The 14522-nt window shown below is 56.6% G+C and carries 14 protein-coding genes and 1 riboswitch; of the genes, 7 read left to right on the forward strand and 7 right to left on the reverse strand.

Annotated elements, in window-relative coordinates:
• The first annotated feature begins 129 nt into the window (after positions 1–129).
• From EG886_RS09335 to EG886_RS09355, 5 genes are all read left to right on the forward strand, one after another.
• Positions 130–921, forward strand: a complete 792-nt coding sequence (locus tag EG886_RS09335; protein ID WP_124727887.1) for a carbon-nitrogen family hydrolase — start codon at positions 130–132, stop codon at positions 919–921.
• Between the two features lie 116 nt (positions 922–1037).
• Positions 1038–1201, forward strand: a riboswitch (SAM riboswitch).
• Between the two features lie 186 nt (positions 1202–1387).
• Positions 1388–2605, forward strand: coding sequence for an S-methyl-5-thioribose kinase (gene mtnK, locus EG886_RS09340; RefSeq protein ID WP_124727888.1), 1218 nt, complete (start codon positions 1388–1390; stop codon positions 2603–2605).
• Positions 2602–3678 (forward strand): S-methyl-5-thioribose-1-phosphate isomerase, encoded by a 1077-nt coding sequence (gene mtnA / locus EG886_RS09345; protein WP_124727889.1) that lies wholly within the window; start codon positions 2602–2604, stop codon positions 3676–3678. The genes mtnK and mtnA overlap by 4 nt, the downstream gene beginning before the upstream one ends.
• A 410-nt stretch (positions 3679–4088) precedes the next feature.
• Positions 4089–4409, forward strand: a complete 321-nt coding sequence (locus EG886_RS09350; RefSeq protein WP_124727890.1) for a hypothetical protein — start codon at positions 4089–4091, stop codon at positions 4407–4409.
• A 109-nt stretch (positions 4410–4518) separates the two neighbouring features.
• On the forward strand, positions 4519–5157 hold the full coding sequence (locus EG886_RS09355) for a TetR/AcrR family transcriptional regulator (protein WP_124727891.1): 639 nt from the start codon (positions 4519–4521) through the stop codon (positions 5155–5157).
• Between the two features lie 142 nt (positions 5158–5299).
• On the opposite strand, the gene EG886_RS09360 is transcribed toward EG886_RS09355, so the two are convergent.
• The 4 genes from EG886_RS09360 to EG886_RS09375 all read right to left on the reverse strand — a co-directional run bounded on the left by EG886_RS09360 (position 5300) and on the right by EG886_RS09375 (position 8780).
• Entirely contained in the window at positions 5300–6559 is a 1260-nt protein-coding gene (locus EG886_RS09360) for an MFS transporter (protein ID WP_241154299.1), read from the reverse strand.
• 211 nt (positions 6560–6770) lie between these two features.
• Entirely contained in the window at positions 6771–6998 is a 228-nt protein-coding gene (locus EG886_RS14125) for a cupin domain-containing protein (RefSeq protein ID WP_164491759.1), read from the reverse strand.
• A 77-nt stretch (positions 6999–7075) separates the two neighbouring features.
• Complete coding sequence (locus EG886_RS09370; protein ID WP_124727892.1) at positions 7076–7876, reverse strand: TatD family hydrolase; 801 nt, start codon at positions 7874–7876, stop codon at positions 7076–7078.
• Positions 7877–7946: 70 nt separating this feature from the next.
• The gene (locus EG886_RS09375; protein WP_124727893.1) at positions 7947–8780 is read right to left on the reverse strand and encodes an aldo/keto reductase; all 834 of its coding nucleotides are present in this window, start codon (positions 8778–8780) and stop codon (positions 7947–7949) included.
• A gap of 261 nt (positions 8781–9041) precedes the next feature.
• Between EG886_RS09375 and EG886_RS09380 the strand changes: the two genes are divergently transcribed.
• Positions 9042–10787 (forward strand): ABC transporter ATP-binding protein, encoded by a 1746-nt coding sequence (locus tag EG886_RS09380; RefSeq protein ID WP_164491760.1) that lies wholly within the window; start codon positions 9042–9044, stop codon positions 10785–10787.
• Positions 10788–10916: 129 nt separating this feature from the next.
• Here EG886_RS09380 and EG886_RS09385 read toward each other — a convergent pair whose 3' ends face one another.
• On the reverse strand, positions 10917–11894 hold the full coding sequence (locus EG886_RS09385; RefSeq protein ID WP_124727895.1) for a cation diffusion facilitator family transporter: 978 nt from the start codon (positions 11892–11894) through the stop codon (positions 10917–10919).
• Positions 11895–12225: 331 nt separating this feature from the next.
• On the opposite strand from EG886_RS09385, the gene EG886_RS09390 reads away from it, so the two are divergent.
• Positions 12226–13500 (forward strand): MDR family MFS transporter, encoded by a 1275-nt coding sequence (locus tag EG886_RS09390; RefSeq protein ID WP_124727896.1) that lies wholly within the window; start codon positions 12226–12228, stop codon positions 13498–13500.
• Positions 13501–13569: 69 nt separating this feature from the next.
• Here the strand turns inward: EG886_RS09390 and EG886_RS09395 are convergent, their stop codons facing one another.
• Positions 13570–13980: a hypothetical protein gene (locus tag EG886_RS09395; RefSeq protein ID WP_124727897.1), complete on the reverse strand. Its 411-nt coding sequence runs from the start codon at positions 13978–13980 to the stop codon at positions 13570–13572.
• A 171-nt stretch (positions 13981–14151) separates the two neighbouring features.
• A complete protein-coding gene (locus EG886_RS09400) occupies positions 14152–14520 on the reverse strand; it encodes a hypothetical protein (RefSeq protein WP_124727898.1) in 369 nt (122 codons plus the stop codon).
• Between the last annotated feature and the right edge of the window lie 2 nt (positions 14521–14522).

Consider the following 14522-nt stretch of genomic DNA (forward strand, 5'->3'; position numbering starts at 1 on the left):
TGAAATCTGCGCCGGCTCCCAGGCATGCTTGCCAACAAGCTCATGTGAAATGTTCTTGAAATTCTAATGACTTATGTTATATCGTGGAGGAAAATCTGTCAAAACGTTTTTTTGGAGGCGGACATCCCCATGAAATGGAAAATCGCCTTGGCCCAAATGGATCTCTCCTTCGGTCAGCCCGAAGAAAATTTCGCCAAAGCGGAAGGGTTCATCCGCCGGGCAGCTTCCGAAGGAGCCGATGTGGTCGTTCTCCCCGAACTGTGGAACACCGGCTACGACCTCACCCGCATTCTTGACATTGCCGATCCCGACTCCGCAAGAACCGAAGCGTTCATCCGCAAGCTGGCCACGGAGCTGAACATACACATCGTCGCCGGGTCGGTCGCCGCGCTGCGCGGGAACAGGCCCTTCAACACGTTGCTGGCCGTGGACAAAACCGGCCAATTGGCGGGCACGTACAGCAAGGTTCACCTGTTCCGCCTGATGGACGAAGAAAAATACTTGACTCCCGGCGATCACCCCGGGTTGTTCCGGCTGGATGACGTCCCCTGTGCCGCGGCCATCTGCTACGACATCCGCTTTCCGGAATGGATCCGCCGGTATGCGCTGGAAGGAGCGCGCGTCCTGTTCGTTCCGGCCGAATGGCCCGAACCCCGGCTCCGTCACTGGCGGACGCTGCTCACCGCCCGGGCGATCGAGAACCAGTGTTACGTCGTGGCCTGCAATCGCTCCGGTTCCGATCCGGCCAACACCTTCGCCGGTCACTCCATGATCATCGATCCGTGGGGAGAAGTGATCGTCGAAGCCGGTGATGCTGAAACGTTGGCATTCGGAAGCATCGACACGGACCTGGTTGCGGAGGTTCGTTCACGCATTCCGGTGTTTGAAGACCGCCGGCCGGAGCTCTATGGCCGCCGATGACGGCAAGCAAAGAGAAAAAGATTTTTTCCCTCTTGACATTCAATTCCGAGCGTAATATGATTTCGTTTGTAATTGCACGAAAAATAACGACAATTCATATCGACTGTTTGACCGGTCTCTTATCAAGAGAAGGCGGAGGGAAACGGCCCGATGAAGCCCGGCAACCGGCCGTCATACCATCGTGAGATGGGGTTCCCGCAAGGAAAGCGGGGGCCGCGACGCCAAGTCGCGCATGGTACGGTGCCAAATCCGGCAAAACGCGAGTTTTGCAAGATAAGAGGCCCAGGGTCGCATGGTGATGCATACCCGGGCCTCTTCCCAAGCGGAAAGGGGCCCTTTCTCATTGGCCCCGGAGAGCGATGACAACGCCGTCCGTTTTTTCCGTCCCTCCTTCAACAGGCGAAACCGGAAAAAAAACGGTGCGGCCATTGTCTCGGCACATTTCAAGGATCGGGGGAATGATCGGATGAGCGTGCGTGTCTCGGAGGCATATCAAGCATTGACGACCGAAACGGTGATTCGGGTCGTGGAGCCGTTGGACCTATTCCCGGATTCATCCCGGCTGACGGTGAAAGAAGTCGGCGACGGCAACCTGAATCTGGTGTTCCGGATCATCGATCCGGAGACCGGCCGGTCCGTCGTGGTCAAACAGGCCCTGCCCTACGCCAAGGTGGTCGGGGAGAGTTGGCCGCTCACCCTGGACCGCAACCGGATCGAAAGCGAGGCGCTTCGTCTGGCGGCACGGTATGTTCCGGAGCTGGTTCCCGCGGTGCATCACACGGATGAAACGCTGGCACTCACGGTGATGGAAGACCTCTCTTCCCATGTGATCCTGCGCAAGGGATGGATCGAAGGAAGCCAATTCCCGGAACTGGCCGGGCACATCGGCACCTACGTGGCCAAGACCCTGTTTTACACCAGCGATTTTTATCTGCATCCGTTCGAGAAAAAAGAGTTGGTGAAGCGGTTCATCAATCCGGAATTGTGCAAAATCACGGAAGATCTGGTCTTCACCGACCCGTTTTTTGATCATGAGACCAATGATTTTCCGGACGGACTTCGCCCTGCGGTGGAACGGCTGTGGAACGACACGGATCTGCGGCGGGAAGCCGGCAAGCTGAAATACGATTTCCTCACCCGCGCCGAAGCGTTGGTCCACGGTGATCTGCATTCCGGCAGCATTTTCGCCACGCGGGACTCCACCAAAGTGATCGACCAGGAGTTCGCGTTCTTCGGACCGTTCGGATTCGACTTGGGCCAATTCTTCGCCAATGTCGTCCTGAACTGGATCTCGCAGGAATGGCATGCGCGGGACCCGGAAAAACGGTCCGCCATCCGTGAAGAGCTGCTGTCCGTGATCAGCGGCACCTGGGATACGTTCGTCCGTGTGCTGGACGAACTGTGGACCCGGGAAGCCCGGGAAGTGTACGCTTCCGTGCCCGGCGTGAAAGAGGCGTTTTTGGCCCGCGTCTTCGAAGACGCCGTCGGCTTTGCGGGCTGCGAAGTGATTCGCCGGACCATCGGCTTGGCCCATGTGGCGGATCTGGATTCGATCGAAGATTCGGAACTGCAAATCCGCTTGAAGGAGAAAGCCCTTCGGCTCGGCTCCGTTCTGATCAAGGAGAGAAGCTCCGTCCGCACCACCGATGATCTGCTGGCGGCCATCCGGGAGGTGGGCGCATGAGCGGACTCATCCGTTCCGTGGAATACCGCCGGGACCACGTGCTCATCCTCGATCAGACAAAGCTTCCTCACCGGACAAAGTGGCTTCGCTGTGAAACGGTGGATCAGGTACGGGAAGCGATCCGTGCCCTGAAAGTGCGCGGCGCTCCGGCAATCGGAATGGCCGCCGCTTTCGGGTTGTCCGTCTGGGCGCGTCGCTTTGACACGCCGTCTCTCACCGTTTTTTGGGATGAACTGGAGAAACAGCGGGAGTATCTCGCTTCTTCCCGCCCCACCGCGGTCAATCTCTTCTGGGCGATGAACCGGGTGGTCGGCGCCGCCAAACGGGCCAAAGACGTTGGAGAAGCCCGCTGCCTGATCGAAAAAGAAGCCCTTTTCATCCAGGAGGAGGATGAGAGCGTTTGTCGAAGCATCGGGGAACACGCGCTCAGCCTGCTGCATGACGGAGACTCCGTTCTGACCATCTGCAACGCGGGCGGCATCGCCACGGCGAGGTACGGAACGGCACTCGCTCCCCTTCATCTGGCGAAAGAGCGGGGCTGGAAACTGTCCGCCTTCGCTTGCGAAACCCGCCCCCTGTTGCAGGGAGCCCGTCTCACCACCTGGGAACTGCAACAGGCCGGCGTGGACGTCACCCTGATCACCGACGGCATGGCCGCCCACACCATGCGCACCAAAAACATCGCCGCCGTCATCGTCGGATGCGACAGGGTGGCTGCCAACGGCGACACCGCCAACAAGATCGGCACGTTCGGACTGGCCCTGATCGCCCGCCAGCTGGGCATTCCTTTCTATGTCGCCGCACCGCTGTCCACCGTTGACCTCGACACCCCGACGGGCGACGACATTCCGATCGAGGAGAGGTCACCGGACGAAGTGACCCGCATTTCCGACCGGCTCATCGCTCCGGAGGGAACCAACGTGTACAATCCCGCCTTTGATGTCACCCCTGCCGAATACATCACGGCGATCATCACGGAAAAAGGGATCGTGCGCGGAAATTATCCGGAAGGACTGGCCCGGTTGAAAACAAATGGAGAGCGGAATGCCTCCGTGACAACCCCCGGTACATGAGATCCTGTTTTTCCCATCACCGGTTTCCGGAGAATCTTCCGGATTGATTCAAATCCGATCGAAGCCGGTGGCTGTTCTCCGTGCGTCCGCCTGACAAACAGCGGAGAACAACCACCGGCGGATTTTGCGCATGTCTTCATCTCCTCACTTCCCTTCCCGGCCTTTCATTCTCCTCTCCGCCCTGCCGCATGTGACGTGTCTGATTGAAGACCGAAAACGCATCATTTACCGAAGCTGCATCCATGTCCCGTATGTCGCCCCCTTCACCCCTCATGGTCCATCGATGTCGTTGACAACAGACAGACTCTTGGCATAAAATTTGATTGAACAATCAATTAATTGTTTGTACGATCAATCAATACTTTTGGTCGATCGGTGGATTCTTTCATTACCGGAGAGGGGTCAGCGCCATGAACAAAAACTCTCTGCACCCGATGACCGGCTTGCTGGTCGGTGCCGTTCTCATCTGGATCACCTGGATGCGCATTGATCATTTGTTGAATGCTTCCGAATCCGACTGGTATCATTGGATCAGACCGGCCTTCTTCGGGCTCGCGGGCATTCTGGCACTCACGGCGGGAATTTTGATGTTCATGCGGAAGGAAGCCGGCCAAGGCGTGATGCGACTCGCCGTCGCTCTCGTCCTCCTGAATCTCATGGCGGGACTGGTGATGCTTCTCATCCGTCTGGCCGTAAATGCCGTCAGTTGGATCGCGAATGGAAGTCTTTGATCGGTTGTCACGCATTTCCCTCCGGAGTGCCGCGGTCAAGGGGATCATCCTGGTTTCCACGCCTTGGAAAAAAACGTCCATCCGGAGGACCTCCCAAAGGAGGGGAATGATGAAAGACCATCACGGCGGTCGAAAAAAACAGTCCTTCATCGCGGAAGCCAGACGGGCGCAAATCATCGAAGCCGCCATCCACACTTTGGACGAGATCGGCTACGTCAACGCCAGTCTGGCCCAAATCGCCAAACGCGCGGGGATCAGTACCGCACTGATTTCTTATCATTTTCAGGACAAAAACGATCTCATGAACCACACCCTGGCCACTCTGATCGAGGAAGAAACGCGATATGTGGCGGAGCGGCTGGCAGCGGCCAAAACTCCCCGGGAACGTTTGCACGCCTACATCGAAGCGTGCCTCGCTTACCAGGGAACCCATCCCAAACGCATCTATGCGCTGATCGAAATCATCTTTCACGCCCGGACCCCCGACCAGGTTCCTTACTACAAACTGGAAGATGATGATGAAGAACCTCTGGTGTCCGTGCTGAAAGAGATTCTCATCACGGGGCAAAAAGCCGGGGAGTTCAGAGCGTTCAACGTTCCGGTGACGGCTGCGGCGCTCCGGGCGGCGATATGGGAATATGCGGCCAACAAAACCCTGTCGGAACAAATCGATCTGGAAACCTACAGCGCGGAACTGATTCAAATCTTCGACCGGGTCATCCTGAATCCGGACAAGGCAGGGCAATGAACCGAAACCGCAACATGGCCGGAGCCAAACGGTGCATGCCGTATGGCTCCGGCCATCTCTTTCGGGAATCGCCGCAATTTCTTGTTTCATCCCGATGCATCTTCCCCGAGTCATGCAAGATTCTCGCGCCTTGTTTCTCCTCTCACTCCCGACCTTCCGCCGTTTTTGAACGCCCTCTTCTTCTTTTTAAGAGCAACAGCCCGTTTCCGATGAGCAAAACATTCAACACCGACCATGCAACGGAATACGATTGCACGTCCACGATGAATCCGAAAATGGTCGGAGCGAGGATAATGGCCGCTTGATTCAGCGTCAGCGCATAGCTGACCATCAACCCTTCCGCCTGAGGAGGAGCATGCTCCGCCACGGCCAACAAAAACAAACTGAACCACCCAATCCCGAAAAAGCCCAACCACGCAGACAAAACAAAAAGCGCCCACACGGCCAAAGACGCGGGGGTGAATGCCAGGACAGAGACTCCGATCACAGATGCCCAAACGCAAAGATGAAGCGGATCTTCCCGGTTCCCTTCCCACCATTTGTCACTGATGTATGCAAGCACGATCCTGCCCGCCATCCCGAACATCAAAGCCGTGGCCAGCAGCTGCCCCGAAATGACCAGTCCCGCTTCGGTTTCATGGCTGAAGAAGATCATCAAATGTCCCACCAACACCATCTGAAGCGAAATCAAAGTGATCCCGGTGAACAAAATCGGGGATGTCTTTTTGTTTTTTGCAATCGTCATCATTTTTTGCGTGAATGAAGATTTGTCGGTTTGCCGCCCATGACGGGAACCGGGAGGATCGCGGTACAAAACGAGGAACAACAGGCCTCCGGCGACGGCGAAAGCGGCTTGGGTGAAGACGGCCGTTTGCCATCCGAAATGCAGGGACAGATATGGAAGCAAAGCGCCGCCGATCGCCCCTCCGACGGGGATTCCCGCCTGACGGATCCCCATGGCCAACCCTCTTTCCTGTTCCGAAAACCATCGCAATACCACCCTGCTTCCCCCGGGTTGAGCCGTTCCATACCAAATGCCGACAATCACCAGCAAAAGCATCAACAACCCGTAGTGAGTCGTGAATGAAACAAGGAGAAACGTCAACCCCAACAAACAGGACCCCAAACCGATCAGCCATCGTTCACCATGTCGATCCAACGCGTGTCCGATGAAGAGCATCGACAGCAAAGGCCCGATTTGAACCGCGGAAACCAACAGCCCCGCTTGCGAAGCATTCAGACTCCATTGATTTTGCCAAATCGCGGCCAGAGGTCCGACCCCATAGGTGACCAAAGTCGCTGAAGCCTGAGACCAAGTGGCGACTGCCAATATCAGCCATCTGTAATGGGGCTTTCGTTGATGTTCCATCCGTTCCCGTTGCACGGGCAAACGGGCATTCACCCGGCCTCTCCCCCTTTTGCTTCAAAGATGGATGCCGTTTGAATTCGACTTCCCGCGATTGGTTCAAAAGGATCCGACCTTGCGTGATCCATTTGATTTTCGGTTGTTACCGAATATTAATCAAAGATCGTGAATGGATCAACATTGAATTTTCTGATTTCTACCGAAGATCCAAACGTTTGCTTTCCTTTGCTCTTGTCCCCTTCATCTTTCACTGTTTCCGTTCCCCGGCTTTCCGGGTTCGGCAAGAAATCCGGCGAGCCCGTCCGTGAATTTGCACCGGATCGGATCCGGCCGGCAACAAAACGTGATCTCCCGTCCGGAAGCGATGTCGGGCTCCGTCGAGCTCCAATGTCCCTTCTCCGTCGATCACCGTGATGGTCCGGAACGGGTCGCCCAAGCTCCACTGTACGGATCCCGCCCGTTCCCATGTTTCCACGGCAAACCACAGCGGATCACAAAAACCGACCCTCGCCGGAGAGCATGCTTCCTCCGGAAAGAAGGTCGGATCTGAGGTCAGGATATGCCTGTTTCACGGGTTCCGTCGATGAATGTTTTCGCGTTTTCCGCAAGCCGTTCCAGCAGAACGGCCGGTTTGATGCCCCGCCTTTTCGCCAGATGGCGGACGGATTCGCGAATCATTGACGGATGCGTTTTCCGTCCGGCAAACGGTCCTTCGAACTCCCAAGGGCCGTCCGTCTCGGCCATCAGGAGTTCCAGCGGAACCCGCTCCGCCACCCGGCACGTCTCTTCCTCGTACAGAATGTCCGGCGTGAAGGAAACCATGAAGCCCATCGACACCAGTCGCTCAAGGGTCCGGTCATCCGTCTTCAGCCAGTGAAAATGGGCCCGACGAATGCGATGAGCTTCAAGCCGGTCCAACAGGACGCGAACATCTTCCCGCACTCCATGGAGAATGACGGGCTTGTCCAGTTCGGCGGCCAACTCCAGCATCCGGTCCAGCATGTCCAGATACGGGGCTTCATTCCATCCGCCAGTGCTTTGCATGACTTCCCGGCGGGTGTAATACGGCAAACCCACTTCCCCGATGGCATCGATCTCCCCGGCGTGTTCCCGGATGAACCGCTCCAGGGCAGAGACATCGCCCGTGCACACGTCCTCCGGAGGACGCTCCGGATGAATGCCGCATGCAGCCCGCACTTTGTCAGGGAACCGACGCTTCAGTTCCAATGTTCTCCCGGCCGACGCCAAATCCATGGACACGGCGATCAGACCCGTCAGGTCCGGATCCCGCACGATGGCTTCCGCATCGACATCCGGATAGAGATCCAGATGAATGTGCGCGTCGAAGATCACGCCTTTTCACCTCCCGTCCAAAACGGAAACCGGTCCGTGAAGGGACCGGTTCCGCCTGTTTCAAGATGGATCAGAAGTTGAAGTTGTCCGGGTCGGGTCCGGTCCGGTGATTCCGGTTGAGCCCCTCCAGAATGGCCACATCTTCCTCCGACAAATGGAAGTCGAAGACGTCGGCGTTTTCCCGGATCCGGTGTTCCCGGACGGATTTGGGGATGGTGACCACGCCGATTTGCAGGTTCCAGCGCAGCACGATTTGGGCGGGAGTCTTTCCGTATTTCTCCGCCAACCGGACAATCTCCGGAACCTCGGTCACCTTGCCGCGCATCAGCGGGCTCCATGCTTCCAGCACGATATGGTGACGGGAGCAGTATTCGCGGAGCTCTTTCTGGGTCAGCCAGGGATGAAGCTCCACCTGGTTCACCATCGGATTGATTTCCGCATCCTGCAGGAGATCATCCAGATGGTGCGTCTGGAAGTTGCTCACCCCGATCGCCCGAACCCGACCTTCCTTGTACAGCTTTTCGAGGGCTTTCCACGTCTCTTTGTATTTGCCTTTCACCGGCCAGTGGATCAGGTACAAATCGACGTAGTCCATGCCGAGTCGTTCCAGGCTGGCTTCAAACGCCTTCAACGTGGAATCGTACCCCTGGTCGGAGTTCCACACTTTCGTCGTGATGAACAATTCCTCGCGGGGAACCCCCGATTCCCTGACGGCTTTGCCCACTCCGGTCTCATTGCCGTAGACGGCCGCCGTATCGATGCTGCGGTATCCGAGACGAATGGCCGTCTTGACGGCGAATTCCACTTCTTCGCCTTCTTTGGCTTTGTACACGCCGAGACCCAGCCACGGCATTTTGACACCGTTGGACAAAACGGTGGAATCGGAAAGTGATTTGAACGTCATATGTACCTACGCCTCCCGTTTGAAAAAAATCGTGCTCCGAAACTGATTACCCGTTTCGTACCACGAAATAAACATGGTTGCCCATGAAAGGTTTATGAAAGACCCTGCCCTTGAATATCATGCCTGAACGGATTCCTGCTGTCCACCCGCCGGCATGGTCAACAACGGCCGGAAAAACGACAGGAATTTTCCGGTTTTTATCAAATTTCATCATCAATTGGAAAATCCATCCTTTGAGCAAATCTGCAAAGGAGCATGGAAATGAAGGAACAACATTCCCTCAGGATCCGCGATCTGCTTCGTCCGCACCGGAGCAGGCTCATCGCGGCCATCTTGTCGGCGCTCGCCGCATCCGCCGCGGGACTCCTTCCTCCATTGATCATGAAGCAGATGGTGGATGTGGCCCTGCCTCGAAAAGATTTTTCCCTGCTGACGTTGTCCTTGATCAGCCTGGTTCTCCTTCCCGTCCTGTCCACGCTGCTTTCGATGTTGACCGAACGGATCCACCACCGGATCGGCGGAACCATCACCGACTTGCTGAAAATCTCCATGATGAGCCGGTTGCTTCGGCAGGCTCCCGAGGCCGGGAACGCGCCCCTCACCGGGGATCACGCTTTGCGCTTCGGATTGGCGGATCGGATCGGCGACCACTTCATCACCCGGAAGCTGCTGCCCGTGATTCCGCAAACGATCACGTTCCTGACGCTGTGCGGGATCATGGTGGGATTGGATCCCGTGCTCGCCGTGTTTTCCTTGATGCTGTCGCCCCTGGCGGCATTCATGGATTCCCTGTTGGAACGGAAAGCGGAGGACGCGTCCAAACAGAGGACGTCCGTTCATGAATCCGTTCACGAAGCGGTCCAGCGTCTTCCCGAAGCCGTCAGAACCGTGCAACTTCTGACCCGGGAACACCGGGAGGGAGCCGAATTCCGGGAACACATCCGCCGGTTGCGCGGGGCCGAAAACCAGTGGTTCACGGTCCGGCTGTGGCGGCAAGCACTGTCGTCCCTGGGGAAGGTCCCGGGGCTCTTCATCCTGATCTCCGTCAGTCTCCTGCTCATGTCAAAGGACCGGTTGACCGTGGGCACCTTGCTCGCATTCACCGTGTATTTCCCCCAGCTACCGGACATCGTCAGGCAATTTCGGTCCGTTTTCATCGAATACAAGCATGTGAAAGGCCATCTTGAGGCGGTAACGGAAACGCTGAACTTGCCCGTCCGTGACGATGACGCGCCGGATGCCCGTGAACTGCACCGGGCCCGGGGAGAGATTGAGTTCCGGAACGTCACGTGCACGCTTCCGTCGGGAGACGGCGTAAAGAACCTGTCACTCCGGATTCACCCCGGCGAATTCATCGGCATCGTCGGACCGGACGATGCGAGCCAAAGCATCATCCCGGATCTGCTGCTCCGCTTCCGGGAGCCCGATGAAGGGGAAATCCTGCTGGACGGGCGGAACATCCGGGAGTACCGTCTCGTAGATCTTCGCAAGCGCATCGGTCTCGTCACCCGGAAGGTGTATTTGTGGGAGCGAAGCATCCGGGAGAATCTGCTGTGCGCCAATCCGGACGCCGCCTTTGATGAACTGGTCGACGTCTGCGGCCTCACCCGACTCACTTCGATGCTGGATTCACTCCCGGACGGTTGGGACACCATCACCGGAAAGGACGGAGTCAACCTTTCCGATGAAGAAAAACATCGGGTGGCCATCGCCCGCACCCTGCTCCGGAAACCGGACATCCTGCTGCTGGAAGAACCCCCATCCACGGATGCCACCGCCGGATCACGACTCTTCGAAGAACTCGATCCGGTGCTCCGGGACAAAACCGTGATCGTGACGGCACACCGGTTGCCCGCCATCCGCCACGCCGACCGCATCCTGGTCATTGAAAACGGCAAACTGACCGAATCCGGCACCCACGATGAATTGCTGAAAAACCGTTCCGCCTACTGGCGGCTTCACCATGAACCACATGAGCGGACCGGAGAAGAGGAACGCGTGGGATGAAGCGATTCCGGAACATGCAGGGAACGGATGAAGAGCGAAAATTCAAACGAATGCCCGGGAGTTGATCCCGGGCATGATTTTCTCCTTTCACACTCCGGAGGCGATTCCGGCCCGTTTCCTGAATGTACATCAAATGGCGGACGCCGTTCTCTCCGGTCTCCAGTCCTGAACACCGTTGTCTTCGATGATTCCGATGACCACATCCGCAATTTGAGGTTCCGCCAGCAAGCGGTCGCGCAGCCGAAATTTGATGTCATCCGCTTCGGCCAGCGTCAGACCCGGACGCAGTTCCACGTCGCACTCCACATGGTAAAAACGGCCTTCCTGCACGATCCGCATGAAGTTGATGTCGGTGACGATCGGATCGGAAAACAGGATGCCGGCCACCTTGTCTTCCACTTCCTTCGGCGCCGCCACCCCGATCAGACCGATCATGTTGTCGTAACCCACTTTCAGGGCCACCGCGGCCATGAGCAGTCCGATCATCACCGTGGCAATTCCGTCAAACTGCCGGAAGGGCGTGAAATGGGAAACGAACACCGAAATCAGGGCCACGAACGCGCCAAGAGTGGCCACAATGTCTTCATAAAACACCAGTCGCGTCGGCGGTGCGGCGCGTCCCACCGACCGGAATGCCGCAAGGATTTTTCTCCATCCTTTCACCTGTACGCCCGTTTCCTTCAAAATCTCATTCATCGCTTTTACCAACACCATCCCGTCGATGAGGACGGACAGGGCCAGAATCGCGGCGTTGAGCAGGAAATGGGTCGGCTCGTGGGGTTCCATCAAGAGCTGGATCCCTTCCCGTACCGTTTCATAGGCCATCATGGACACAACCATCACGGCCACCACGCAAAACAGGTTGATCAGCCGGCCGAATCCGGCGGGAAAACGGGGAGTGGGCTCCTTCTCGGCCAGGATGCTTCCCACGAACACAAAGCCTTGGTTCACGCTGTCCGCGAGCGAATGCATCGCGGATGCGAACATCGTCCCGCTTCCGCTCACAAACGCGGCGATCCCCTTGACCAGTGCGAGCGCGGCATTCCCCAGCGCGGCACTTGCCGAAGACTTGTTGCCTCTCTTGACTAGTTCCCCAATGGATTCCATGTTCAGCCTCCAACAGAAAAAATGGTTTTTTATACATTGTACTGAACATCCTCGGATGACGTCCAAGCGGAGAACGGAGAATTTTCGGCCCAATCTGCTTTTCACGGACCCCGGTGTTTTCAAAATACATTTCTTTCGTCGATTTTCTGGCCCACACGACCCGCCTCCCCGTCGGACATCACTTGAAATTTGTAAGCAAGTTGACGGGACAAACCCGAATGGCCTTTTTTCCCCATTGCAGAACCGCTCTGAAAAAAAATGGATGCAAGGACTCGCTTTTTCATGATACAATGGATTTCGACTTTTCCAAAAACATGCAGGAGTCACACTCATGAAAAACATGCTGAAAGATCTCAAATCCATGGATCGCAACATCTGGGTCCGGTTCTTCGGAGAGATGGTCACCAGCATCTCTTTTCAAATGATGGTGCCTTTTTTTGCCCTGTACCTGAAAAGCAAAGGCAACTCCATGGTCGATATCGGCATCATCCTGTCCCTGGCTCCGTTCACATCCTTTGTCGGATCGATGGTGGGCGGCCGATTGGCCGACCTGTACGGACGCAAACGGATGATGGTGATCGCCCATGCCGGTCACGGATTGACGCTGCTGGGCTTTGTGTTTGTGGAGGGATTTGCGGGATTCGCCGTGCTTTCCATGTTCGCCGGCTTCTTCAAGTCCCTGTTCCAGCCCGCGTCATCGGCGATGGTGGCCGACGTCACCGATGAAAAGAAACGGGCGGAAGCCTATGCGCTGCTGTACACCGGTTTCAACATCGGTGCCGCCGTCGGGCCGCTGCTGGGAGTGCTGGCGGTTCAAACGTCCATGGAGACCGTCTTCACGTTCACCGGTTGCGTCTTGCTGGCGAATGCCCTCGTCGACAGCTTGTTGATCCGGGAAACACGTCCGGAGCAGCCGCCATCCCGGAACGGAAAAAGCTCTACCAAGCAACCATCCCCTTGGAAAACCGTCTTGCGGGACTTCGTGTTCCTCGTGTTCATCGTCGCGGGAACCTTCATTCCGATGGGATTTTCACAAATGGACCTGTTGCCGGTGCATCTGGACAATGAACTGTCCGGCATCTTCGGTGACCACAACCTGTATCCGTACCTGCTGTCCCTCAACGGTCTGATGGTGGTGCTGCTGCAACTGCCCGTCACCCGGATGGTGAATGACAAGCGCCCCGGAGCGGTGATGCTCCTGGGAATGTCTCTGTTCGGTTTGGGAATGGCCGCCGTCGGTCAAATGGCCACCTGGTTCGGTGAGTGGCACGCCCCGGCCGCGCTCGTTGCCATCTCCCTGATCACCGCATATGTCGTCTTCACGTTGGGAGAATTGTTCATCACTCCGCACATCATGACGTTCGTGGCCAATCTCGCTCCCGAGCATCTGAGAGGCACTTACATGGGAGCCGCTTCTCTCCGATTTATCATCGGCGGATCGGTCGGTCCGCTGGTCGGTGGCTGGTTCCTGGATCAAGCCATCGGAAACCTGCTCTATGTATTCATCGGCCTCGGGTGCCTGTGCTCCGGATTCATCTTCCTGTTGCTCGACCGTCGAATTCAAAAGGAAGCGGTGCAGAAAACGGCGATGACGAAAACGGGTTGAATACAAGGCCACACAAAAGCCCCGGAAGGCACCCTGCCATCCGGGGTTTGTGATTTGGCCAATGAAACGTCAAGTCCGGGAATCATCCTTCTTCCGTTTCGGCGGCCACCTTTTGACCCGGCTCTTCATCCATTCATCCAGCGCCCAGTAGACGATCGCATTCGGCACGGAGAACGCGAGCAAAAACAGCACCTGTCTGTCCGTTCCCCACAGGAAGGGAAACAGCATCCCTCCCGCCAGGTGGATCAAAAAGGCCGTCAGCCGTTCCTGCTTGACGACTTTGCGAACCAGCCAATCGGAGAGATAAGAAACAACGGTGACATACACCACGACGGCGGCGGAAACGATCCACAGGGCGGCATACAACACTTCATGAAACGGGAGGAATTCGCTTCCATCCGTGAGACCTCTCCGGAACAAGACGGTCAGAACCAGCACGTTGATCAGCCAAACCGCCAGGGAAACCGACCATTTTCGCACGTTCCGCCTCATCCTTTCAAATCGGGGTGTGAGCCGGACATTCCAAAACCAAGTTATTCTTATCTCCATGAATATTTCCCTGTTCTTTTGAGAATTGGATCCGGATCCAATCCCGGCCGGACAGGGATGAAGCTCGAGCGGTTTGAGATTGGCGGCAGATCCCGGGGAATCTCAAGTAGCGGACTCCTCTGTTTTCCGTTCCGTCAGCTGCCTTTTGGCCCGGCTCTTCATCCATTCATCAATCGCCCAATACAGGATCGAGTTCGGCACGGAGAACATGATAAAAAACGTCCAACTCGATCCAAATATGAAAGCAAACGGGATTCCTCCCGCCAAGTGGATCAAAAACGCCGCAAACCGTTCCCACCTGCCGATTTTGCGGACCAACCAATCGGAGAAAACAGAAACAGCGGTAGCATACCCCAAGACGGAGGGTATAACGAACACCAGCGCGGCATCGAGAGAACGAGTCCCGAACACGCCGCCCAGGAACAGTATGTTGATCAGCAATATAACCATGGATACCGCCAATTTTCGCACGT

Source organism: Staphylospora marina (assembly GCF_003856495.1).
In the GTDB taxonomy this organism is placed as follows: Bacteria; Bacillota; Bacilli; order Thermoactinomycetales; family Thermoactinomycetaceae; genus Staphylospora; species Staphylospora marina.

Bases quoted from the DNA above. Each gene is read 5' to 3' on its own strand.
- EG886_RS09335 (WP_124727887.1), top strand. From the start codon at position 130: ATGAAATGGAAAATCGCCTTGGCCCAAATGGATCTCTCCTTCGGTCAG.
- mtnK (WP_124727888.1), top strand. From the start codon at position 1,388: ATGAGCGTGCGTGTCTCGGAGGCATATCAAGCATTGACGACCGAAACG.
- mtnA (WP_124727889.1), top strand. From the start codon at position 2,602: ATGAGCGGACTCATCCGTTCCGTGGAATACCGCCGGGACCACGTGCTC.
- EG886_RS09350 (WP_124727890.1), top strand. From the start codon at position 4,089: ATGAACAAAAACTCTCTGCACCCGATGACCGGCTTGCTGGTCGGTGCC.
- EG886_RS09355 (WP_124727891.1), top strand. From the start codon at position 4,519: ATGAAAGACCATCACGGCGGTCGAAAAAAACAGTCCTTCATCGCGGAA.
- EG886_RS09375 (WP_124727893.1), bottom strand. From the start codon at position 8,780: ATGACGTTCAAATCACTTTCCGATTCCACCGTTTTGTCCAACGGTGTC.
- EG886_RS09380 (WP_164491760.1), top strand. From the start codon at position 9,042: ATGAAGGAACAACATTCCCTCAGGATCCGCGATCTGCTTCGTCCGCAC.
- EG886_RS09385 (WP_124727895.1), bottom strand. From the start codon at position 11,894: ATGGAATCCATTGGGGAACTAGTCAAGAGAGGCAACAAGTCTTCGGCA.
- EG886_RS09390 (WP_124727896.1), top strand. From the start codon at position 12,226: ATGAAAAACATGCTGAAAGATCTCAAATCCATGGATCGCAACATCTGG.